We start from the raw sequence: 22259 nt of genomic DNA on the forward strand, positions 1-22259 counted from the left end.
GACAGGGCCAGGCGAGGCGAGTGCTGCCCCAAAACGATCCAGGTGCTGAGGGGAAAGGGCGTTGACGCTGACCTGCCACTGGAGCGCGGTGGCGAGTACCACTCAAATGGTGCGGAAGGCACAGTGAACGCAGCCGAGGACCGACTTTCCACCCGGACGTTTCCCACCCATCACGCCCGCGTGCTGATCGAGATCGCACGCGATCCCGAGGCGCGGACACGCGACATCCGCATCGGCCTCACCGATCGTGCGTTCCACGGCATCGTCACCGACCTGCACCAGGCCGGCTACCTGCCCGGTGCGCCGGTCAGATGCTCCGGGAGATCAGTCCTCCGGCGGGTTGGCCTCCTTGCTCTCCAATTGCTGCTTGGCCCCGCGCACCTCTGCGCGTACGTCGGCGGGCAGCCGGCGACGCAGGATCGGCTCCAGCAGCCAGCGCAGGAACGGTACGAATTCGAACGAGATCATGCGCTTCACTCTGGAACCGCCATCCGCCATGGCCTCCACCTCGAAGGAGGCGCTGAAGCGGGACAGCCGGTGGTTCAGACGGTTGTGGGGCAAGGGCGCGTACCTGACGTCCACGCGTCGGCCGGGAGTCAGGCGCATCTGAGAAACGAGTTTGGGTGCGGGTCCTGGGATGCCCGGAAGAACGGGGCGGAACTTGAACTCCACGACGTTGTCGACGCGCCGGACCCAGTCGATCGGGCCGATCTTGTCGTCGATTTGCGCGTACCGTCCGGCGTCCATGACGAATTCCAGGTATTCGTCTGGGGTGCAGTGGATGGTCTCTTCCACGATCACTCGAACCATGGTAAGAGAGTAATCTCTCACCATGGCGAAGACTACCCCTGGCGTGACTCGGGAGCGCCTCCTCGACGAGGCCATCCGGCTGTTCGCGCGCCGCGGCTACGGCGCGACCTCCGTTGCCGACATCCAGCAGGCGTGTGGGCTGGCCAGCGGCTCAGGAGCGCTCTACAAGCACTTCCCCTCCAAGCAGGCCCTGCTGGAGGCAGCCGTACGGCGCAACCTAGGCACGATGGCGCTCAGGAGGAAGGAGGTGGTGGAACGGATTCCCGACGATCCGCGCGAGACGCTGCTCATGATGGCGAGAGCCGTGTGGGACGTGATCGACGGCGACAAGGACCTGGTGCGCATCATGCTGCGCGAGTTCACCGTGTTCCCGGAGATCTTCGAGCCGATGTGGCAGGGGGTGCTCGCCACCCTCTACCGCGAGTGCGCCGCCTGGATCGCGGCCCAGCGGGAGTTGGGCGTGGTGGAGACGGCCGATCCGGAGGCCACGGCCGCCGTGCTCATCTCGTCGCTGACCTACTTCCCGTTGCTGGACCTCCTGATCGGCCACACGCCGGGCGACCTGGGCGAGGAGACTTTTCTGGAGGCGTGGACTGAACACGCGGCCCGCACACTCGCCCTACGGCCGGGCCGGAATTCGTGGGGAGCGAGCTGAGGGAAGTGCACGGGCAGGGGCGCGGCCCCTCCCGGATTGGCGGACCAGCCTAATGCCCCCTTTTACGATCTTGCCCCATGACGTCAGCACCACCGCAACGATGCGTCCACCCCTCACGTCCCCGCGTAACGTCGCAGAAAGGAGCCCCGCTCACGGCCTCACAGCTTGGCCCGTGCATGGCCCGCGAACAGTCAGCCGCTGCGGGACATCGTGGGACTCTGTGAGACACACAGCTCTTGGAACCGCCACGTTTCAGCAGGTCAGGGCGCAAGTTGGCCCCCTGGCCAGGCCGGTTGCGATCCCTCAATCCGGGTCAAGGCCGGAGTGTTTCCAAGGAGACGCCCTCCGACAGAGATGATGTAGGCGAGCACCTCCCGCCAGGGTCCGACCCACCCTTCAACGGGATCTGTCGGCCTGGGGCGGGAGGTGCTCGCCGGCACTCACCGGACGTGGCGTTGTGACCTCATAGGAGCCTGGCCAGAGGCCCCTTCTCTGTCTTGTCCGCGTTGCCCGGCTGGTGCGTGCCGCCCTGCCCATCGGTCAAGAGCACAGGACGACGATGCCCTCCATTACACCCCAGCCCGCAGCGATCAACGAAGTCGCCGGCGGCGTCGACACCCATCAAGACACCCACACCGCAGCCGCGATCCGCCCCCGGCCCCGTCGGCGGTTGGGTTGGCTCGTGGGTCGTTTGTCCACAGCCTGTGGATGACGTAGCCCAGCCCGCTCCGCCCCTGGTTTCGGTCGGCACGTATCATGGCGTTGTCATGACCGTAAACCGGGAGAAATTTCGCCTGTCAGATCCCAAACCGGGTCGCCGGCAGGGATTTACTGGACGCTTGCACAATTAGCGGCTCTTGAAGCCTTCATATCCGTGGAGTGCCTGCGTAGACTCCCGGCACCGGCCAAGGTGATCCGGCGGAACGCGGATTCAACCGGAAGCGGCACCCACAACCCGGATGGTGCCGCAACACCCGCCGAGGAACAGTGCAGCACCGCCCGGGCAGGACGACCGGTCTTGCCGAGGAGAACGATGAGCAGGCACATGCTGGCACTGGAGCCAGCGTCCAATCTGGCCCTGAGCGGTAACAATCTCACCATCGTGATCGTGGTCGCCGCGGTCGCACTTATAGCGCTAGCCGTCGCCGGCGGCCTGGTACGCGAAGTGCTGTCCGCCGGCCAGGGCACCGAACGCATGCAGAACATCGCGCGCGCCGTGCAAGAGGGCGCCGCGGCCTACCTAGCCCGTCAATTCCGCACGCTGGCGATCTTCGTCGTCGTGATTCCCTTCCTGCTGCTCCTCCTACCCGGGGACATGGACGTCCGCATCGGACGATCGATCTTCTTCGTGGTCGGGGCGGTGTTCTCCGCGCTGACCGGGTTCATCGGCATGTGGCTGGCCGTGCGAGGCAACGTGCGCGTCGCCGCCGCGGCCAACGACTCGGGCGAGAAGCGCGCCATGCGCATCGCCTTCCGCACCGGCGGCGTGGCCGGGATGTTCACCGTGGGCCTCGGCCTGCTCGGCGCGGCCGTCGTCGTGTTCATCTACCAGGGCAACGCGCCCGGCGTGCTCGAAGGCTTCGGCTTCGGCGCGGCGCTTCTGGCGATGTTCATGCGAGTCGGCGGCGGCATCTTCACCAAGGCCGCCGACGTCGGCGCCGACCTGGTCGGCAAGGTCGAGCAGGGCATCCCCGAGGACGACCCGCGCAACGCCGCCACCATCGCCGACAACGTGGGCGACAACGTCGGCGACTGCGCCGGCATGGCGGCCGACCTGTTCGAGTCGTACGCCGTCATGCTGGTAGCCAGCCTCATCCTGGGCCGGGTGGCCTTCGGCGAGGAAGGGCTCGTCTTCCCTCTCATCGTCCCGATGATCGGTGTGGTCACCGCGATCATCGGCATCTTCGTCACCGGGATGCGCGACCGCGACCGCAACGGGATGGCGGCCATCAACCGCAGCTTCTTCATCTCGGCCGCCATCTCGGCGGTGCTCGTCACGGCGGCCGCGTTCTGGTACCTGCCCAGCAGCTTCAGCGGCCTGACCGGCGCCGCCGTCGAGTCGACCGCCGACCCGCGGCTCATCGCCATCGGCGCGGTCCTCATCGGCCTGGTGCTGGCGAGCGCCATCCAGCTGCTGACCGGCTACTTCACCGAGACCAACCGGCGTCCCGTGCGCGAGATCGGCGAGAGCTCGGCCACCGGCCCGGCCACCGTCATCCTGGCCGGCATCAGCGTCGGCCTGGAGTCGGCCGTCTACTCCGCCCTGATCATCGGCGGCGCGGTCTACGGCGCGTTCCTGCTCGGCTTCGGCAACGTGACGATCGCGCTGTTCGCGGTGGCGCTGGCGGGCACCGGCCTGCTGACCACGGTCGGCGTCATCGTGTCGATGGACACCTTCGGCCCGGTCTCCGACAACGCCCAGGGCATCGCCGAGATGTCCGGCGACGTCGAGGGCGAGGGCGCCCGCGTGCTCACCAGCCTGGACGCCGTCGGCAACACCACGAAGGCCATCACCAAGGGCATCGCGATCGCCACGGCCGTACTGGCGGCGACCGCGCTCTTCGGTGCCTTCCGTACGGCGGTCGAGACCGAGCTGACCGCGGCGAGTGCGGCGGTCAAGGAGACGCTCGGCACGTTCTCCTCGTTCAGCCTCAGCATCGACCAGCCCAACGTGCTGGTCGGCCTGGTGATCGGCGCCGCGGTCGTGTTCCTCTTCTCCGGGCTCGCGATCTCGGCGGTCGGCCGGGCCGCGATGCGCGTGGTCTTCGAGGTACGCGACCAGTTCCGCAACAACCCGGGCATCATGGACGGCACCCAGAAGCCTGAGTACGGCCGGGTCGTCGACATCTGCACCCGCGACTCGCTGCGCGAGCTGGCCACGCCCGGCCTGCTGGCGGTCATGACCCCGATCGCGGTCGGGTTCGCCCTCGGCTACGCGCCGCTGGGCGCGTTCCTGGCCGGAGCCATCGCCTGCGGCACCCTGATGGCGGTGTTCCTGTCCAACTCGGGTGGGGCCTGGGACAACGCCAAGAAGCTGGTGGAGGACGGTCACCACGGGGGCAAGGGCTCGGAGGCCCACGCCGCCACGGTCATCGGCGACACGGTGGGCGACCCGTTCAAGGACACCGCCGGCCCGGCCATCAACCCGCTGATCAAGGTGATGAACCTGGTGGCGCTGCTGATCGCGCCGGCCGTGGTCCTCTACGCGGCTGACCCGGCGATCCGCATCGGCATCACGGTGGTCGCCGTGGGCGTGGTGGTCGCCGCGATCATCGTGTCCAAGCGGCGGTCGGTGAAGAGCGAGCCCGCCAACGACAACAACCGCGACAAGGAGCCCGTCGCGTCCTGACGCGCTCGACCAGCGAACGCCCGCTTCCCGCTTGGGGGCGGGCGTTCCGCTTCTCCGAGGGTGATGCTGTCAGGGAGGTGACGCTCTCGGTTTCTATGGATGTTCCGCGATTTCCGGGGCAGATCCGCACTTTCAGGGGAGACGCGGGACCTGAGCACCCCGATGGGAGACTGGGCATGTGAACGATGACAAGCGGCCGAGCGGCGGCAAGGCCCTGGGCCTCATCCTGCTGGCGATGCTGGTCGTCCTGGCCGTGCTCGTCGGGCTGGCCACCTGGGCGACGAGGAATGGATGACCGGTGCGGACCTTGATTGTGCTGCGTCACGCGAAAGCCGCGCAGATCGCCGGCCTGCTCGACCGCGAGCGGCCGCTGACCGACCGGGGCGAACATGACGCGAAACGGGCCGGCGACGAGATCAGGGCCGCCGGGTTCGCCCCCGAGATGGTGCTCTGCTCGCCGGCGCTGCGGACCAGGCGCACCGCGGAGCTCGCTTTCCCCGAGGTTGAGGTCAGCTACGAGCGCGACATCTACGAGGCGTACTCCGACGAACTCCTCGAACTGGTGCGCAGGTGCGATCCCGGGCTGGGCACCGTGGTGTTGTGCGGGCACAACCCGGGCGTGCACGAGCTGGCGCTGGGGCTCGCGGGCGGCGACTACGTGTTCCGGCCCGGGGCCTTCGCGGCGATCCGGGTGGAGTCACCGTGGGCGGAGCTCGGTCAAGGCGAGAGCCGTCTGATCACCCGCTGGGACCCCAAGGAGGGCTGACTCACCCTGCCGCGAGCGCGCCGTCCTCGGCGTCGGCCGCCTCCACCTCGTCGCGCGAGATGCCGAGCAGGTAGAGGATGGAGTCGAGATAGGGGGTGTTGACCGCGGTGTCGGCCGCCTGGCGTACGACCGGCTTGGCGTTGAAGGCGATGCCCAGCCCGGCCGCCGCGATCATGTCGAGGTCGTTGGCGCCGTCGCCGATGGCCACCGTCTGGGAGATCGGCAGGCCCGCCTCGCGGGCGAACCTCTCCAGTGCCCGCGCCTTGCCGGGACGGTCGACGACATCCCCGACGACCCGGCCGGTCAGCCTGCCGTCGATCACTTCGAGCACGTTCGCCGCGGAGTAGTCGATGCCGAGCTCGTCCACCAGGCCGTCGGTGATCTGCGTGAACCCGCCGCTGACGATGGCGAAGCGGTAGTCGAGCCGCTTGAGCGTACGGACCAGCGTGCGTGCGCCCGGCGTGAGCACCACTTCCTTGCGTACGAGGTCGAGCACGTCGGCGGGCAGCCCTTCGAGCAGCGCCACCCGTCGCCGCAGGGACTCGGCGAAGTCGAGCTCCCCGCGCATGGCCTCCGACGTGACCCTGGCCACCTCGTCGAGGCAGCCCGCGTGCGCCGCCAGCAGTTCGATGACCTCGCCCTGGATAAGGGTCGAGTCGACGTCCATGACGATCAGGCGCTTGGCCCGCCGCGACAGGCCGGTGCGCTGCACGGCCACGTCGACCTCCTGGGCGGCGGCCTCGGCGGCCAGCTCGACCCGCAAGGACGTGGGGTCGGCGCCGGACACCGACAGCTCGATGCACGTGACGGGCCACTGGGCCAGGCGTTCGATGCGGTCGATGTTGGCGCCGGCGGCCGCGATGCGGCCGGCGATGCCCGCGATGGCGGCCGGCTGCAGGGTGGCGCCGAGCACGCTGACCGACAGGCGGCCGCGGCGGCGCTGCTCCTTGGCCTGGGAGCCGGTGGACAGCTCCACCTCCATGCCGAGGTCCTCGGCCACCCGCTCGACGGCGGTCCACATGGCGCCGAGCGTCGTACCGGTGCCGGTGGATGGGCCGCCCGCGTAGGCCACGAGCACGCCGAGCGTGAGCCGGCCTCGGATGACGACCTGTTCGATGTCCGCAACGGTCACCGGAAAGCCGGACAGAACGGAAAAAAGTCGTGAAGTAACGCCCGGGCGGTCAGGGCCGTTCAACGTGATCAGGAGGGTGCGCTGGTCCACATCCAGTCACGGTACTGCGCCCGGTCGAATGCTCGCGCAGCAGGATGGGTGTTCCGACGTGGGTCCGGGCACCGGAGCACGCCGTTCACCGCCCCGCCGCCGGTCGGCACAGAGACGGCCAAGTCCGGTCCGACGACGAACACGCGGTGATGTCCGCCGAGCAGGTGGTGCTCCGCGGGGCCCGGGAGCCCGCACAGCCTAGTTCCGCAGGATCAAATGGGTGTCGCCGAACTCGTGCCACAGATACCGCTCCCGCAGCGCCGCCTCGTACGCCCGCGCCAGCACGTGCTCGCCCGCTATCGCGCTCAGCATCAGCAGGTGGCTGGAACGCGGCTCGTGCAGTCCTGTGATCAACCCCGTGACGGCCCGTACGCCGTGTTCGGGGGTGACGATGTGCCGGGTCCAGCCCGCCGACGCGGCCACGCGCCCGTCCGCGTCGCCGGCCGCGGCCGTCTCCAAAGCGCGTACGACGGTCGTGCCCGCGGCCACCACCCGGTTGCCGTTCTCCCTGGCCAGGTTCACCAGCCGCGCCGTGGGGCCGGGCACGTCGTACCGTTCGGCGTAGGGGGGCTCGTCCTTCTCCGGCGAGGCGACCCCCGTGTGCAGGGTGATCGGCGCGATCCCGATCCCGCGTGCCACGAGCGCGGCCACGAGGTCCGCGGTGAACGGCCGGGCCGCGCTCGGCATCTCGGCGCTGCCCGGCACGGTCGCGAACACCGTCTGGTAGTCCTCGATCGGCCAGTCCCGCTCCACGTACGAGTAGCGGATCGGCACCCCGTGAGCGCGCAGGTAGCGGTTCACGTCCCGGTCGAGCTCGGCCCGCCACAACCGTGGCGTCTCCCGTTCGATCAGCCGCAACGTGGCCCGCCCCGGCAGCGGCAGCCATTCGCCCGCCGCGCCGCCGCCGTAGGGTTCGGACGCCACGGACGTACGGCGGCGCAGCTCCACCAGCCACGTGCCGTCCTCCCGCGCGGTCGAGAAGTGCACGGCCAGCCGGTCGAGCCGGACGGCGGCCGGCAGGGTCGCCGAGTTGTTCACGACGATCAGGTCACCGGGGTCGAGCAGCCGGGGCAGGTCGGCGAAGCGGTGGTGCCCGGGGTCGAGGTCGCCGCGCGAGACCATCAGGCGTACCGCGTCCCTGGCCGTTCCTCTCGCTTCGGGCGGTTCGTGGGCGGCAAGGCCGGGCGGCAGCGAGAAGTCGAGCGCGCCGGTCAGCGACGCGGTCATTGCAGGCTCACCTTCCCGCTGGCAGGGCGGGCGGTGACGAGGTCGTGCAGCGCCGTGGCGACCTTGGCGGGGTCGGTGGCGGCGCCGGCCTCCTCGGCGCCCACGGCGTCGGCCAGCATGCGAGTGTTCATCTCGCCGGGGTCCACCCACCAGACGCGCAGCTCGGGCTCTTCGGCGGACAACACGTTGGACAGCTGCTCCAGTGCGGCCTTGGTGGCCCCGTAGCCGCCCCAGCCCTCGTACGGGCCCGTGGCGGCGTCGGAGGTGATGTTGACCACCGAGCCCTGTGAGGCCCGAAGCGCGGGCAGCGTGGCCTGGATGAGGGCGAGTGGAGCGGTCACGTTGGTCTCCAGCAGCGTCCTGAACCCCTCCAGCGGGTAGCCCGCGAGTGGCGGCAACGGGGTCACGCCCAGGTCGCTGGCGTTGTTGACGAGGAGGTCGAGCCGGGGTGCGGCCCTGGCGAGCCGTACGACGTGCGCTGGATCCGTCACGTCGCCGGGCACGGCGGTGGCGTCCAGCTCGGCGGCGACCCGTTGCAGGTCGTCGGCGCCGCGGGCGGTGAGTACGAGGTTCCATCCCGCTCCCGCCAGGGACCTCGCCAGGGCGAGGCCGAGGCCGTGGGACGCGCCGGTGATGAGTGCGGTGTTCGTCATGTCCACGACGTTAGGAACGCGGCGCGTGGCGGGCATCAGGCTGAGGACCGGACCGCGCCTGGGCACATCGTCCTAGGACCATAGGGTGGGGGCGTGGCCACCGACCGAGAGGAAGTCCTGTACGCGGTGAGTTCCGCGGTGCTCGCGGTCACCCGCCATCTGTCGGTCCGCGAGGTGCTGCAGGTCATCGTACGCTCGGCGCAGCGCCTGCTCGACGCCCGTTACGCCGCGCTGGGCGTGCCGGACGACGACGGGTCGTTCGCGGAGTTCGTCGCCGAGGGCATCACCGACAAGCAGTGGGACGCGATCGGGCCGCTGCCGAGACAGCACGGCATGCTGGGTGCGATGCTGCGCGAGGGCGTTCCGGCCCGGCTGCCCGACCTGCGTGACGATCCGCGGTTCGAGTGGTGGCCGAAGGCGCACCCGGTGATGAAGGACTTTTTGGGCGTGCCGATCCGTGACGGCGACGAGGTGCTCGGCATCATCTTCCTGGCCAACAAGCGCACGCCCGGCGGTTTCACGCGGGACGACCAGGACCTCCTGACGCTCTTCGCCGCGCACGCCGCGATCGCCCTGACCAACGCCCGCCTCTACGAGCGCGGCCGCGAGCTGGCCATGCTGGAGGAGCGCAACCGGGTCGCCCACGAGCTGCATGACGCGGTCACGCAGAAGTTGTTCTCGCTCAGGCTGACTGCCCAGGCGGCGCAGGCCATGCTCGACAAGGCGCCCGACAAGGTCGCGCCCGAGCTGGAGCGGGTCCAGCGGCTGGCCGGCGAGGCCCTGACGGAGCTGCGCGCCGTGATCGTCGAGCTGCGACCCGCCGACCTCGACCGGCACGGCCTGACGGAGACGCTGCGCAAGCACGTGCGCATGCTTGACCGGCTTCACCCGTCCCTGGTCGGGTTCGAGTGCCACGAGCTGCCGCCGCTCGACCCGGCGGTCGAGGTGGCGGTGCTCAGGGTGGCCCAGGAGGCGCTGCACAACGCGCTCAGGCACGCCGAGGCGTCCCGCGTCTCGGTGCTCCTGGCATACGAGGAGGGCAAGCTGGTGTTGACCGTCGAGGACGACGGCAGAGGCTTCGAGCAGGCCGGCTCGCGCGGCCTCGGCCTGGTGTCGATGCGTGACAGGGCCGAGTCGGTCGGGGGCGCCATGACCGTCGAGTCGGCCCCGGGCAGGGGGACCACGGTGCGGGTGGAGGTGGGCGCGTGATCCGGGTGCTGATCGCCGACGATCACCCGGTGGTGCGTCAGGGGCTGCGTACGTTCCTCGACCTTCAGGACGACATCACCGTGGTGGCCGAGGCGGGCGACGGGGCGCGGGCCGTCGAGCTGGTCGGCGAGCTCTGCCCCGACGTGCTGCTCCTGGATCTGAAGATGCCCGTGCTCGACGGCCTCGGCGCGTTGGAGCGGCTGACCGGCACGGCGACCAGGATCGTCGTGCTGACGTCGGTGAGCGACCGGTCCGACGTGGGGCCCGCGATGCGCGCGGGGGCGTCCGGGTTCCTCTACAAGGACGTCGATCCGTCGGCGCTGGTCCAGGCGGTGCGCGCGGTGCACGGCGGTCAGGTGCTGCTCGCGCCCGAGGCGGCGGAGGCGGTGCTGGCCGCCCCTGACGGCGCGTCCGGCGTTCCGGGGCCGGTGCCGCTGACCGAGCGCGAGCGGGAGGTGCTGGCGCTCATCGCGGCCGGGCGGTCCAACAGGGAGATCGCGAGGAGTCTCGCCGTGGCGGAGAAGACGGTCAAGACCCACGTGTCCAACGTGCTGATGAAGCTCGGCGTGCAGGATCGCACCCAGGCCGCCCTCTACGCCGTGCGGCACGGCCTCGGCTGACCGCGCGGGCGGCCGGCGCTACTGGTTCCTGACCGGCTCGAAGATCGCGTGGTGGGCGGCCACGAGCGCGCGGCGTACCGCACGGTCGAGCTCGCGCAGCGCCTCTCCGCGCGCCGCGACCTGGCCGGCGGTGAGGCCGCGATCGTCGGCCAGGCGCAGCACGGTGGCCAGCCGCGTGGCGAGGGTGGACACGCGGTGGGCGCGGGCCGGATAGCCGGGCGCGAGCTCGCCGCCGCGCTGCCCCAGCCGGCCGGGCCGGTCGCCGACCGGCCCGTCGACGGAGGTCAGCGCCTCGGTGGCCGACCGCATCGCGTCGGACAGGTCACGCTCGGCCTCGGCGAGCGAGGGCAGGTCATGGCGTACGGGGCCGGAGTCGTGCACTTCCAGGCGCACGCCGACGTAGGACGATCCGCGCTGGTCCGGCAGGGGCAGCAGGCCGATGTTCTGGTCGCCGGTCACGGCGATGGCGGCCTGGCCGATGTCGACCGCGGCCGAGTTGAACGACGGCGGGCCCGACAGGCCCAGCGGGTCGCCGGGCGCCGGCAGGGCGAGCCGCAGCTCGCGCAGGCCGTCCACGCGGAGATTTGCGAGGTATTTACGCAACGGAACGTCGCCCGCGACAACGGGTCCGCCGGTGGCTTCGACGTGGTCAGCCGCCTCGTCGAGGCCGACGTGACCGGCGAGCCAGGCGTTCCCCCAGGCGACCAGGCAGGGACAGACAGGCGATTCAGGGCGCACCGATCCACGATAAGCGCTCGCCCTGCAATAGGTTTGTCCCGTGGGTGACTCCTGAAGGAGGGATTCGGGGATGGGTGGTCAGGTGCTGCGGCTCCAGGACGTCGCCGTCAGGCGCGACGGAGCGGCCCTGCTGCGCGGCATCGACTGGACGGTCAACGAGGACGAGCGTTGGGTGGTCATCGGCCCCAACGGCGCGGGTAAGACCACGTTGCTGCAGGTCGCTGCCACGTTGCTCTATCCGAGTGAGGGCCTGGTCGAGGTGCTCGGCGAGCGGCTGGGGCAGGCGGACGTCTTCGACCTGCGGCCGCGGATCGGGCTGGCGAGCGCCGCGCTGGCCGAGCGCATCCCGCCCGAGGAGAAGGTCATCGACCTCGTGCTGACCGCGTCGTACGCGATCATGGGCCGCTGGACGGAGGAGTACGACTCCAACGACGTCACCAGGGCCGTCGAGCTGATCGACATGATGGGCGCGGCCCACCTGATCAGGCGGCGGTTCGGCACGTTGTCCGAGGGCGAGCGCAAGCGGGTGCAGATCGCCCGCGCGCTCATGCCGGACCCGGAGATGTTGCTGCTCGACGAGCCGGCCGCCGGGCTCGACCTGGGCGGGCGTGAGGATCTGGTGCGCCGTCTGTCGCTGCTGGCGGGCGACTACCGTTCGCCGACGCTGGTGCTGGTGACGCACCACGTGGAGGAGGTCCCGGCGGGGTTCACGCACGGGCTGCTGCTGCGGCACGGCTCCGTGGTGGCGCAAGGGCCGCTGGAGCACGTGATGACGTCCGACAACCTGTCGCACACGTTCGGGGTGCCGCTGTCGCTGGAGCGCGGCGGTGAGGGCCGCTGGTACGCGCGTCCTCACTAGGTCGCCATTTATGCCGATAAAAGTCGCCCGAGCCTGACTGGACACTGCGGATGGCAGAAACCAAATAAGATCTACGGAGTCGGTACCGTCGGCTTCGGAGCGTCGCCATGTCCATCGAGCAGCTCATCGTCGCCCTTGTCGTGGTCGCGGCGGTGGGCTTCGCGGTGGCACGCACGATCCGCATCATCCCGCAGGCCACGGCCGCCATCATCGAGCGCCTCGGCCGCTACCACCGCACGCTGACGCCGGGGCTCAACCTGGTGGTGCCGTTCATCGACCGCATCAAGGACCTGATCGACCTGCGCGAGCAGGTGGTGTCGTTCCCGCCGCAGCCGGTGATCACCTCCGACAACCTGGTCGTCTCCATCGACACCGTCATCTACTTCCAGGTCACCAACCCCAAGGCGGCGACGTACGAGATCGCCAACTTCCTGACCGGCGTCGAGCAGCTCACGGTCACGACGCTGCGCAACGTCGTCGGTGGCATGGATCTCGAACGCACGCTGACCTCGCGCGAGGACATCAACACCGCGCTGCGCGGCGTGCTCGACGACGCCACCGGCAAGTGGGGCATCCGGGTCAACCGGGTCGAGCTCAAGGCCATCGACCCGCCGGCCTCCATCCAGGACTCGATGGAGAAGCAGATGCGCGCCGACCGCGACAAACGGGCCGCGGTCCTGACGGCGGAGGGGCACCGCCAAGCCTCGATCCTCGCGGCCGAGGGCGAGAAGCAGGCCGCGGTGCTGCGGGCGCGGGGCGAGGCCGAGGCGGCCGTGCTGCGCGCCCAGGCCGACGCCGAGGCCCAGGCCATGCGGGCCAAGGGGCAGGCCGACGCGATCGGCATGGTCTTCAGGGCCATCCACGAGGGAAAGCCCGACCAGCAGCTGCTGGCCTACCAATACCTGCAGACCCTGCCGGAGATCGCCAAGGGCGAGGCCAATAAGATCTGGATCGTGCCGTCGGAGATGGGCAAGGCGCTGGAAAATCTCGGCGGTCTTTTCACACCCCCCAAGAGCTCGGACACCCAGTGAACGACCCGCTGCGAGGGCTGACACTCCGGTCCTGGGCATGGCCGGACGGCGGTCCGACGAGCGGGTCTCTCGGGGCAAGGAGGGTTTGTGACGGGGTGGGAGCTGGCCGTGGTCTGCGCGGCCGGGGTGATGGCGGGCGCCATCAACGCGGTCGTCGGGTCGGGGTCGCTGATCACGTTCCCCACACTGGTGGCGGTGGGCGTCGATCCCGTCACCGCCAACGTGTCCAACACCATCGGGCTGGTGCCCGGCTCCTTCACGGCCGCCTACGGCTACCGCGTCGAGCTGCAGGGCCAGCGCGAGCGCCTGGTGCGCCTGGGCGCGGCCTCGGCGTTCGGCGCGCTGATCGGCGGCATCCTGCTGCTGTTCCTCGACCCCGACGTGTTCGAGGTGGTCGTCGTCGCGCTGATCGCGCTGGCCTGCCTGCTTGTCATGGTGCAGCCGCGGCTCAACGCGTGGCTGGCCGAGCGGCGTGGGCGCGGGCATCCGCACGGCGGCGCGGCGTTGTGGCTGGGCGTGCTGGCCTCGGGCGTCTACGGCGGTTACTTCGGGGCCGCCCAGGGTGTGCTGCTGATCGGGTTGATCGGCATCTTCCTCGACGACGGCCTCCAGCGGGTGAACGCCGCGAAGAACGTGCTCGCGCTGCTGGTCAACGCCGTGGCCGCGGTGTTGTTCACGGTGGTCGCCGACGTCGACTGGCAGGCCGTGGCCGGGGTGGCGCTGGGCGCGATGGCCGGTGGGTTCCTGGGAGCCAGGCTGGGTCGGCGCATCCCGGCACCCGTGTTGCGCGGGGTCATCGTGTGCGTGGGAATCGCGGCAATTATCGTACTGGTGTACGGATAAATTCCCGTCTATATGGGTATGAATCCGTACATGAAGGGTGATCGGGTGGAGATCGTCATCGACGCGGGAGGATCACCGCGTACCTACGAGATCAGGGCCACCCGCGCCGGCCGGCGGGTCGAGGTGAACACGCGGCGGGGGCTCGTCGAGGTCAGCGAGGTCACCAGGACCGGCACCCCGGTGCGAACGGCCCGGTTCATGTCCAGCCGCATCCTCGCCCTCGTCGAGCACCCCGCCGACGAGGTCAGCTGAAGTCCGCCGCGCGGTCCTCGGCCCACTGGCGGAACGTCAGCGCGGGCCGCCCGAGCAGCCGCTCCACGGTGCCGGTGACCCGCTCGGGGCGGGTCACGAACCTCTCCCACCCCTGCAACGCCAGGTCCACGAAGGACGGGTCGCCCCAGGCCGCCAGAAGTTGTTCACGGGCCTGCTCGACGGGCAACTCCTCCCAGCGCACCTCGCGGCCGAGCACCTCGCCGATGATGCGTACCTGCTCGGCCTGGGTGAGTTGCTCGGGGCCGGTGAGCGCGTAGGTCGCGCCGTTGTGCCCGGCGGAGGTGAGCACGTGCACGGCCACGGCCGCGATGTCCCTCTCGTGGATCAGCGCCCTGACGGCCTGCCCGAACGGCCAGCGTACGACGCCCTGCCTGATCTGGGCGGCCCACATGAGCGTGTTGGCCGCGAACCCGCCGGGCCGCAGGAACGTCCAGCCGACCCCCGAGTGCCGGATCCGCCGCTCCACCCCATGGTGGAAGTACGACGGCTCCTCGTCGTCCGCCGCATCCTCCGCGTCCGCCGAAAGGTAGACGACGCGCCGCGCGTGCTTGGCGATCGCCGTGATGGTGCGCGCGGCGCTCTCGGCCGAGGTCGTCGGCCAGAGCAGGAACACGCTTTCCACGCCGTCGAGTGCCGGCTCCAGGCTCTCGGGGTCGGTCAGGTCACCGCGTACGGTCTCGACGGGCAGTTGCGCTCGTACGGGATCCCTGGCGAGCGCCCGCACCTCCAGCCCGGCCTTCGCCAGCCGGGTCACCACATGCCTGCCTACGTTGCCGGTCGCGCCGGTCACCAGAATCTTGCCCATGCACCGAACGTAGGACCTCAAGCTAAGTTCAGGTCAAGGCCGGGCGCACCTGGAGTGTGCCGTCGCGCCTGACGCGCGTCTCGAACATGGGCGCGGGGGCGGTCGCGGGGCCGTGCTTCACCGAGCCGTCCGTCAAGCGGAACGTGCTGCTGTGCCACGGGCACACCACGCACGCCTCGCCGTCCTCCATGACGAGCCTGCCCTGGTGCAGCGGCCCGGCCAGATGGGGGCAGCGGTCGCCGAGCACGGTCACGGCCTCGCCCTGGCGCAGCACGAAGAGCTGGATGTAGCCGAGCCTGCGCGCCACAGGACGGCCGTCCGGCAGGTCTCTCAGCAGGCACAGGTCGTGCCAGCCCAGCGGGACCAGATGCGTGACCTGCGGGGCGTGGTTGGCTCCGGCCGCCTGCCGGTAGGCCAGGTGGCCACCGAGATAGGCGCCGAGCGAGCCCACGCCGAGCCCGGCGAACGACAGCAGCCTGCCGGGGCGCTCGTGCCCGCGCAGCCGGGCCAGCAGTGACGCCGAGTACAGGCCGAGGGCGGCCACGTTCGAGGCCATGTGCACGAAACCCACCCGCTGCTGCTCGCGGTGGAGCGACGACCAGTCGGTCAGCCCGGCCGCGGCCGTCGGCAGCGCGTTGGCGATGCCGGCGGCCAGTAGCAGGCGCGAGGCCCGGGGGTCGGCGCGCGCCAGGTCCAGCACGGAGGCCGACATCCAGCAGCCGAGACTCACCGTGGCCAGCGGCGGATGCAGCGGCTTGCCGGTGGGTACACCGTGCAGCAGGTCGCGTACCCGTCCTTGGGGGATGCGCCGGCGTATGGTCTTCGCCAGCGCCCTGACGGCTTTGTCCATGACCTTCGACTTCTCGAGTCGATCGGCGAGGGCGACCGGCCCGGCGAATCCCCGTAGTTGCCGACGCTTCGCTCGCACTTCCTCTTTCACGACAAGTCCCCTACCCCGGGCATGAGGGCATCACTCGGACAGGTGCCCTCGGGCCACGGAGAGATCGACCAGCTCCCGCGCGTACGCACCGAGCGATGGCGACCCCTCCTCGATGATCCGTACCTTCTGCCTGACCTGGGCGGCCGTCACCTTGAACAACGGCCAGGTGCCGCCCTCCGTGTGGTGGTTGGCCAGGATCGGGGCGAACCGGTCGAGCGCCTTGGCGAACTTCGCCTCCGGCGTCTTCCGCTCCTCGAACTCGTCCCACAACTCCCGCATCCACGTCGCCTGGTCGGCGGGCAGCAGGCCGAAGATGCGGTCGGCGGCGGCCCGCTCGGCCTCTTCCTGGGCGGTGACGGCCACCGGGTCGTAGATGAAGGTGTCACCGGCGTCGATCTCCACCAGGTCGTGCACCAGCAGCATGGCGACCACCCGTTGGAGGTCGGTTCCCGGTGGGGCGTGCTCGCCGAGGACCATCGCCAACGTGCCCACGTACCAGGAGTGCTCTGCGGTGTTCTCCCGTCGCGAACCGTCGATGAGATGGTTGCGGCGGATGATCCGCTTCAACTTGTCGATCTCGATGGCGAAGGCGATCTGGGCGTTCAGGCGGTCCTCTTCTGGTGCGATAGTCACGCGCGACACCCTAATGTGCGTTGATCACCCCGGTTGGTGAAATCCTGACCGGCACTCGGCTGAACAGTACGTGACAGAACGCCGTGGGCGCATGGGGAAGCCCCGGAGCCCCCGCGGTCTCCGGGGCTTTGCCCTGGGGTGGCGCGGTCCCCCAGGTCTAGTGGCCGGCCCGCGTCAGCGCGGCGTCCGCGCTCAGATCAGGCGGCTCCTCGAAGTCGGGCCGCAGCGAGACCCACGCGCGGCGGCCGTACAACCTGTCCAGGCCGGGGGAGACCGCACCCGGCGCCTCGTCGCGCCGGACGATCTCCACGACGACGAACTGCGAGCGAGTGCGGTGCCGGTAGACGGTCGTGCTCCTGGCCCAGCACGCCGCGGCGATCTCCTCGCTGTACGCCTCGAACTCCTCGGCGCAGATCCCTACCCTCATGAGGATCAGCGCCTTCTCGCCCCTCGACGTGGGCGTGATCCAGAGCACCAGCGGGATCCGGCCCGCTCTGGTGTGCATCGTCGTCTCCAGGCAGACCCGCTGCAGGCGGTGGCGGGAGATCACGCACCAGACGTGGGAGGCGATCCAGCTGCGTCCGGTCCTCGTGGCGGCCGGCACCGAGATGGCGCTGCTCAACAGGATGAACGGCATCCACCGGCCCTGCTGGGTGGCGTCGAGCAGCGTCAGCGTGAAGATCGCCAGCGCCGCGGCGAGCAGCAGCTCCGTACGGATCCGCCAGAGCCTGACGAGCGGGCCGCTCCGGCCGGCGGCGGGCAGGTCCTCGTAGCCGGGGTAGATCTGGTTGCGCGGGTTCCTCGGCACGTCAAGACACCTCCTCCGTCACGCGGTGCGGGAGGCGGAGCTGGTCGAAGCGCGGGTCGCGGTATCGGCGGGCGCCGAACCCCGTGCGCTCGACGGTCCAGCCCATCCGGTGGGCGAACTCGTCGGGTTCCATGCAGATATCCCGGTCGGCCCATGCGACGAGTTCCCGGATCCGGGACTTGATTCGGCTGAGTCCCTTGGTACCTTGTGAGTACATAGAAGACCCCTTTCGCGGCATTTTGAGGTGGCTTCTGTGCCGGTCCGGCGGCTGATGGCCGGCCTCGTCGCAGGGTGGCAGCCCATGTGCGGCGAGTCGGATGTCGGCCGCGGACCGGCTTCTCTCGTGCTCGAATGAGCAGACTCTCGCTGAGCGGTCAGGCGATGAGATGGTCCTTCCGGCAAGCGGCCTCCCTGGGGTGGATTCTGAGTTCCGGGACGGCGACGTTGCCGGCGAGGCGGCCCGACTGGGGGCGCGCGTTCGTGGTCGGAAGGCCCGATGCGTACGGCCGTGTGATCATGTGCGGCCTCCTCACCATCCGAGGTCCCTCCTGAGATCGATCGTCCCCCCAGGTCCGCGATGCTGCAATACTTTAGGCAAGGGAAGATTTAATTTTCTTCGCGACTTGCTTCTTGGCTTGCGGTGCAAGTTGCACAGGAAACATCAAGGGTCCGAGTGGGCCGGCACGGACCATGTCCATTTCGTCCCTATTCCGCCGCCTGAGGGAGCTCGCCTTGCTCCTACGCTCTCCCCGTGAAAGCCTTCTTGGCAAGGCCAGACGCGACTATCCGTGCAACTTGCAGTGTAAGATTGGGTGAACGGCCCCAAAAGCCGGGCTCCAAACGACCCCTTCCGGCTACACCTTCATTCCCGACAAGGAGAGTGGACGGTGCCATCGCAGCAGGGCAGTCCCACAGTACGCAGGCTCCGCCTCGGGCAGGAGCTGCGCCTCCTCCGGGAGCGAAGGAAGCTCACCGGCGCCAAGGCCGCCCGCGAGCTCGGCTGGTCGGCCAGCAAGGTCAGCCGCATCGAGGCGGCCAAGACCATGCCCGTCGCCGACGACGTCAAGGCGCTGGCCGAGCTCTACCGCATCGACGCGGAGAAACTTGACGAGCTCTTCGGCCTGTTGCGGGATGCGGAGCAGCGCGGGTGGTGGGAAGATTACGAAGACACTCTTCCTGAGGAATACACAAGATTCCTCGGGCTTGAGGCGGAGGCGACCTCACAACGATCGTGGGAACCACAGATCGTGCCCGGTCTCCTGCAAACCGAGGACTACGCGCGGGAAGTCATCCTGGCCTCCCGGGGCATCGCGCGCATCACGCACAGCGGTGTCCGCAGCCGTGTCGAGGCCCGCCTCGACCGGCAGCGTCGCGTTCTGCACCGGGCCCATCCCTGCGAGCTCACGGTCGTGCTGGATGAGTCGGCGCTGACGCGCCGCTTCGGGGAGCCTTCGGTGATGCGCGCGCAGATGGAGCATCTCCTGGAGATGTCCATGTTGCCGCACGTCAGCATCCATGTCCTCGCCCTGGACGCACTTCATCCGGTGAACACGAGCGCGTTCATCCACCTGAAGTTCCGGGACTTCGACGACGTGGTGTATCTCGAACAGATGTACGCCGCCAACTTCGTCGAAGACCTCGGCCGCGTCGCAGGCTATGAGGCGGCCTTCGGTCATCTCAGGTCGGAGGCGCTGGATGAGGACGAGTCGCGCGTGCTCATCCAGCGTAAGGCTATGCTGTGGCGGCGTTAGCCACCACTACCTCAAAAGGGGCAATGGAGCCCCTTTGTCTGTTTGGGGAGAGAATGCACATCCAACCTTTCGAGGCGGCTTGGCGGAAGAGCACCTTCTGCAACGGCGCAGACGCCTGCATTGAAGTCGCTCCCTTGGCCAACGGTGACGTCGCACTGCGCGACAGTAAAGAGCAGGACGGGCCCGTCCTGGTCTTCACTCCGGCGGAGTGGGAGGCTTTCACCGCGGGCGTCCGTGACGGTGAGTTCGACATGGCCACCCTAGGGGCCGGCGCATAAAGAACGGCCCTGGCAAGTTGCTGACACAACCTCTCAGGGCCGTTCGGACGAGGCCTGGAACACCTCGCCGCACTCCGGCTCACCTGCACACTTGAGCACTGAAGACTCGCCCATCATGACACACTGACCGCCCGGTTGATCACAGGGCACACGCCAGGTGCCCCCGATGTCCACACGACTCCGCCCGCCCGAGCAGTGGCACCCCCGCACTCATATCGAAAGCATTTTCCGAAGAGGTTCGCCAGGGCGAGATGAATGGCCGCCGACCGGCCTGCAATCGTGAAGAATTGTCACGTGAACGGCCCGCGCCCGAAAGGGACGCGGGCCGTTCGGGCGCGATGACCAGGAAATGCCAAGGCGCCGGACGGCCGTCAGATTCTCGATGTCTTGACGTGGTACTTCACCTAGTGACTTCTCGCCCGCGGCGTTGTGCCAGAGGAACGTGTGCGAGCCGAAGCCGTGCATGGTCCGCCGGCCGGCGTCTCGCGGCCGGTCATCCGGAAGGCGACCTGGTAGGCCGACTCGCGTGACAGTCGTGCACATCTGCAGGATCCCTTGCGTGACGAGTCATCCAAGGCCGGCCGGCGACCGGCGACGTGACGCGGTGTCCGGTTTGGTGTCAAACGGGAGGAGTGCACGGTAAACCGCCCCACATGGCATGCTCGATCCCTGGAAGACAGGATTCGAGTGGAAGTGGCGGTAGATGAGACTCCCCCATGCCCTCCCGTTGCTCGCTGTCGTCGTGTCCCTGGCCGCATGCTCCTCGCCGCAGCCGGAAAGGCAGCTGCAGAGCGGGCAGGTGGAGCATCAACGGGCGCCATCCACGCCCTCCGCCACACCCTCGGCGAAGCCGACGCCTCAGCGGCGGCCGTACACGATCGCCTTCGGCGGGGACGTGCACTTCGAGGGGATGTTGCGACCCCGGCTCTCCAACCCGCGCACGGCGCTGGGGCCGATCGCGAAGGTGCTGGGCAAGGCCGACTTAGCCATGGTCAACCTGGAGACGGCCATCACCACCGGGGGGACGCCGGCGCCGGGCAAGGAGTTCACGTTCAGGGCGCCGCCGAGCGCGCTGAGCGCCTTGAAGGCCTCCGGGGTCGACGTGGCGTCCATGGCCAACAACCACGGCATGGACTACATGGACGACGGACTGGCCGACACGTTGTCGGCGATCAAGCGCAGCAGGTTCCCCGTGGTCGGGATCGGGAAGGACGCGGCGCAGGCGTACCGGCCGTACCGCAGGACCGTTAACGGCAACCGGGTGGCGATCATCGGGGCCACGCAGGTCATGGACGCGGAGTTCATCCAGTCGTGGACGGCCGCGGCCGGCAAGGGCGGGCTGGCCTCGGCCAAGGACGAGGCGAGTCTGCTGAGGGCCGTTCGCAAGGCGCGCAAGAACTCCGACACGGTGATCGTCCACCTGCACTGGGGGACCGAGATGGAGAAGTGCCCGAACCCGGCGCAGCGTTCGCTCGCTCCCAAGCTGGTGAAGGCGGGCGCCGACGTGGTGGTCGGCGGGCACGCGCACATCCTGCTCGGATCCGGATATCTCAAGAACGCGTACGTCAATTACGGCATGGGCAACTTCGTCTTCTACAACTCCAACCCCGCGACCACGGGCAGGACCGGGGTGCTGACGCTGACGATCAACGGGCGGAAGGTGCTCAAGGACACCTGGACCCCGGCCACCATCCAGGGTGGCGTCCCGGTGCCGATGAAGGGGGCGTCGAAGACGCAGGCGGTCGCGGACTGGGAGGACCTGCGCTCCTGCACGGGCCTGTCGGCCCGCCCCGACAAGTGATCCACACGGCGGGAAGGGCGTTGTTATCCTGCTGGACGGTGCGTCCAATAGGAGGTCGCGATGCGGTGGGTGGACTCCGGTGACGTACGGCTGGCGCTGTTCGAGGAGGGCGACCCGGGCAGGCCGACGATCGTTCTCGTCCACGGCTACCCCGACACCCACCGCGTCTGGGACGAGGTGGCCACGCTCCTGCGCGACCGTTTCCACGTGGTGCGCTACGACGTGCGCGGGGCGGGCCGGTCCACGGCTCCGCCGGACCGCAGCGCCTACGACTTCGACCACCTGATCGCCGATCTCGGCGCCGTGCTCGACGCCGTGGGCAAGCCGAAAGTCCACCTCGCGGGGCACGACTGGGGTTCGCTGCAGGGGTGGGAGGCGATCGCACGGGAGGGCATCCGTGACCGGCTGGCCTCGTTCACCAGCCTGGGCGGGCCCGGGTTGCGGCAGACGCGGCACTTCACGCGGCACGGGCGGCGGCGTGACGTCGCGGCGCAGCGGCTGCGGGCGTGGTACATCGGGGCGTTCCATCTGCCCGTGCTTCCCGAACTGGCCTGGGGTTTCGTGATGCCGCGGGTCCTCACCCGCACGCTGCTGCGCGAGGGCGTCGCGCCGCGTCCGGGGCATCCGGCGCCCACCCTGGCCGAGGACGGGCGCAACGGGCTCTGGCTCTACCGGTGCAACATGGCCGCCACGCTCGGCGGGCCCGGCCCCGGCCCGCGCGTCACCGATGTGCCCGTGCAGGTCATCGAGGCCACGCGGGACCGGTTCGTGACGCCCGCGCTCACGGCCTCGTTCGGCCGGTGGGTGGACGGGCTGTGGCACCGCAGGCTCGCGGCCGGGCACTGGGCCCACCGCAGCCGGCCGGGCGCCGTCGCCGGGATGATCGCCGAGTTCGCCGAGCACGTCGAGGGCGCGCCGGCCGGCACGGCGTTGCGGCCGGCGCGGGTGGGGAGCGGGGGCAGGGCGTTCGGCGGGCGGCTGGTGGTGG

The 22259-nt window shown here is 69.6% G+C and carries 24 protein-coding genes; 13 read left to right on the forward strand and 11 right to left on the reverse strand.

From position 1 onward, the window contains the following. Positions 1-102: 102 nt before the first annotated feature. Complete coding sequence (locus tag GUY59_RS37540) at positions 103-279, reverse strand: hypothetical protein (protein ID WP_161714894.1); 177 nt, start codon at positions 277-279, stop codon at positions 103-105. Between the two features lie 45 nt (positions 280-324). After that, positions 325-801, reverse strand: coding sequence for an SRPBCC family protein (locus GUY59_RS37545; RefSeq protein WP_201761800.1), 477 nt, complete (start codon positions 799-801; stop codon positions 325-327). Between the two features lie 31 nt (positions 802-832). On the opposite strand from GUY59_RS37545, the gene GUY59_RS37550 reads away from it, so the two are divergent. The 3 genes from GUY59_RS37550 to GUY59_RS37560 all read left to right on the forward strand — a co-directional run bounded on the left by GUY59_RS37550 (position 833) and on the right by GUY59_RS37560 (position 5580). After that, positions 833-1465, forward strand: a complete 633-nt coding sequence (locus GUY59_RS37550; RefSeq protein ID WP_138203207.1) for a TetR/AcrR family transcriptional regulator — start codon at positions 833-835, stop codon at positions 1463-1465. A 1033-nt stretch (positions 1466-2498) separates the two neighbouring features. Next, positions 2499-4814 carry a sodium-translocating pyrophosphatase gene (locus tag GUY59_RS37555; protein WP_138203209.1) on the forward strand — a complete coding sequence of 772 codons (2316 nt, stop codon included), beginning with the start codon at positions 2499-2501 and terminating at the stop codon, positions 4812-4814. 298 nt (positions 4815-5112) lie between these two features. Further along, entirely contained in the window at positions 5113-5580 is a 468-nt protein-coding gene (locus tag GUY59_RS37560; protein ID WP_252375066.1) for a SixA phosphatase family protein, read from the forward strand. Between the two features lies 1 nt (position 5581). Here GUY59_RS37560 and serB read toward each other — a convergent pair whose 3' ends face one another. From serB to GUY59_RS37575, 3 genes are all read right to left on the reverse strand, one after another. Beyond that, positions 5582-6802, reverse strand: a complete 1221-nt coding sequence (gene serB, locus GUY59_RS37565) for a phosphoserine phosphatase SerB (RefSeq protein WP_138203211.1) — start codon at positions 6800-6802, stop codon at positions 5582-5584. Between the two features lie 198 nt (positions 6803-7000). Continuing rightward, positions 7001-8029, reverse strand: a complete 1029-nt coding sequence (locus tag GUY59_RS37570) for an S-adenosylmethionine:tRNA ribosyltransferase-isomerase (protein WP_138203213.1) — start codon at positions 8027-8029, stop codon at positions 7001-7003. After that, positions 8026-8682, reverse strand: a complete 657-nt coding sequence (locus GUY59_RS37575; protein WP_138203215.1) for an SDR family oxidoreductase — start codon at positions 8680-8682, stop codon at positions 8026-8028. Before GUY59_RS37575 ends, GUY59_RS37570 begins: the two co-directional genes overlap by 4 nt. Before the next feature lie 93 nt (positions 8683-8775). Here GUY59_RS37575 and GUY59_RS37580 point away from each other — a divergent pair, with 93 nt between their 5' ends. Then, positions 8776-9891, forward strand: a complete 1116-nt coding sequence (locus GUY59_RS37580) for a GAF domain-containing sensor histidine kinase (protein ID WP_171055473.1) — start codon at positions 8776-8778, stop codon at positions 9889-9891. Next, the gene (locus tag GUY59_RS37585) at positions 9888-10511 is read left to right on the forward strand and encodes a response regulator (RefSeq protein WP_138203217.1); all 624 of its coding nucleotides are present in this window, start codon (positions 9888-9890) and stop codon (positions 10509-10511) included. The genes GUY59_RS37580 and GUY59_RS37585 overlap by 4 nt, the downstream gene beginning before the upstream one ends. Positions 10512-10529: 18 nt before the next feature. Here the strand turns inward: GUY59_RS37585 and GUY59_RS37590 are convergent, their stop codons facing one another. Further along, the gene (locus GUY59_RS37590; RefSeq protein WP_252375067.1) at positions 10530-11249 is read right to left on the reverse strand and encodes a hypothetical protein; all 720 of its coding nucleotides are present in this window, start codon (positions 11247-11249) and stop codon (positions 10530-10532) included. 70 nt (positions 11250-11319) lie between these two features. Between GUY59_RS37590 and GUY59_RS37595 the strand changes: the two genes are divergently transcribed. The 4 genes from GUY59_RS37595 to GUY59_RS37610 all read left to right on the forward strand — a co-directional run bounded on the left by GUY59_RS37595 (position 11320) and on the right by GUY59_RS37610 (position 14234). Continuing rightward, positions 11320-12108, forward strand: a complete 789-nt coding sequence (locus tag GUY59_RS37595) for an ABC transporter ATP-binding protein (RefSeq protein WP_138203219.1) — start codon at positions 11320-11322, stop codon at positions 12106-12108. Between the two features lie 107 nt (positions 12109-12215). Beyond that, a complete protein-coding gene (locus GUY59_RS37600; protein WP_201761801.1) occupies positions 12216-13139 on the forward strand; it encodes an SPFH domain-containing protein in 924 nt (307 codons plus the stop codon). An 87-nt stretch (positions 13140-13226) separates the two neighbouring features. Then, positions 13227-13982, forward strand: coding sequence for a sulfite exporter TauE/SafE family protein (locus tag GUY59_RS37605; protein ID WP_138203221.1), 756 nt, complete (start codon positions 13227-13229; stop codon positions 13980-13982). 30 nt (positions 13983-14012) lie between these two features. Beyond that, positions 14013-14234, forward strand: coding sequence for a hypothetical protein (locus GUY59_RS37610; RefSeq protein WP_132336171.1), 222 nt, complete (start codon positions 14013-14015; stop codon positions 14232-14234). Here the strand turns inward: GUY59_RS37610 and GUY59_RS37615 are convergent. The 5 genes from GUY59_RS37615 to GUY59_RS50260 all read right to left on the reverse strand — a co-directional run bounded on the left by GUY59_RS37615 (position 14227) and on the right by GUY59_RS50260 (position 17574). Further along, the gene (locus GUY59_RS37615) at positions 14227-15060 is read right to left on the reverse strand and encodes an NmrA family NAD(P)-binding protein (protein ID WP_138203223.1); all 834 of its coding nucleotides are present in this window, start codon (positions 15058-15060) and stop codon (positions 14227-14229) included. The genes GUY59_RS37610 and GUY59_RS37615 overlap by 8 nt on opposite strands. Before the next feature lie 28 nt (positions 15061-15088). Continuing rightward, positions 15089-15988, reverse strand: a complete 900-nt coding sequence (locus GUY59_RS37620) for a Rieske 2Fe-2S domain-containing protein (RefSeq protein ID WP_252375068.1) — start codon at positions 15986-15988, stop codon at positions 15089-15091. A gap of 42 nt (positions 15989-16030) precedes the next feature. Then, positions 16031-16642 carry an HD domain-containing protein gene (locus GUY59_RS37625; RefSeq protein ID WP_132336174.1) on the reverse strand — a complete coding sequence of 204 codons (612 nt, stop codon included), beginning with the start codon at positions 16640-16642 and terminating at the stop codon, positions 16031-16033. A gap of 148 nt (positions 16643-16790) precedes the next feature. Beyond that, the gene (locus GUY59_RS37630) at positions 16791-17441 is read right to left on the reverse strand and encodes a hypothetical protein (protein WP_138203225.1); all 651 of its coding nucleotides are present in this window, start codon (positions 17439-17441) and stop codon (positions 16791-16793) included. A 1-nt stretch (position 17442) separates the two neighbouring features. Next, on the reverse strand, positions 17443-17574 hold the full coding sequence (locus tag GUY59_RS50260) for a hypothetical protein (protein WP_269129010.1): 132 nt from the start codon (positions 17572-17574) through the stop codon (positions 17443-17445). Positions 17575-18253: 679 nt separating this feature from the next. Here GUY59_RS50260 and GUY59_RS37635 point away from each other — a divergent pair. The 4 genes from GUY59_RS37635 to GUY59_RS37650 form a co-directional block, all read left to right on the forward strand. Next, positions 18254-19192 carry a helix-turn-helix domain-containing protein gene (locus tag GUY59_RS37635; RefSeq protein WP_252375069.1) on the forward strand — a complete coding sequence of 313 codons (939 nt, stop codon included), beginning with the start codon at positions 18254-18256 and terminating at the stop codon, positions 19190-19192. A gap of 53 nt (positions 19193-19245) precedes the next feature. After that, the gene (locus GUY59_RS37640; RefSeq protein ID WP_138203227.1) at positions 19246-19470 is read left to right on the forward strand and encodes a DUF397 domain-containing protein; all 225 of its coding nucleotides are present in this window, start codon (positions 19246-19248) and stop codon (positions 19468-19470) included. 703 nt (positions 19471-20173) lie between these two features. Beyond that, entirely contained in the window at positions 20174-21271 is a 1098-nt protein-coding gene (locus tag GUY59_RS37645) for a CapA family protein (protein WP_138203229.1), read from the forward strand. Between the two features lie 60 nt (positions 21272-21331). Continuing rightward, positions 21332-22259: alpha/beta fold hydrolase (locus GUY59_RS37650; RefSeq protein WP_161714895.1), on the forward strand; the 928-nt coding region annotated here is incomplete at its 3' end.

The sequence above is a fragment of the Nonomuraea sp. K271 genome (assembly GCF_009908215.1).
Classification (GTDB): Bacteria; Actinomycetota; Actinomycetes; order Streptosporangiales; family Streptosporangiaceae; genus Nonomuraea; species Nonomuraea longispora.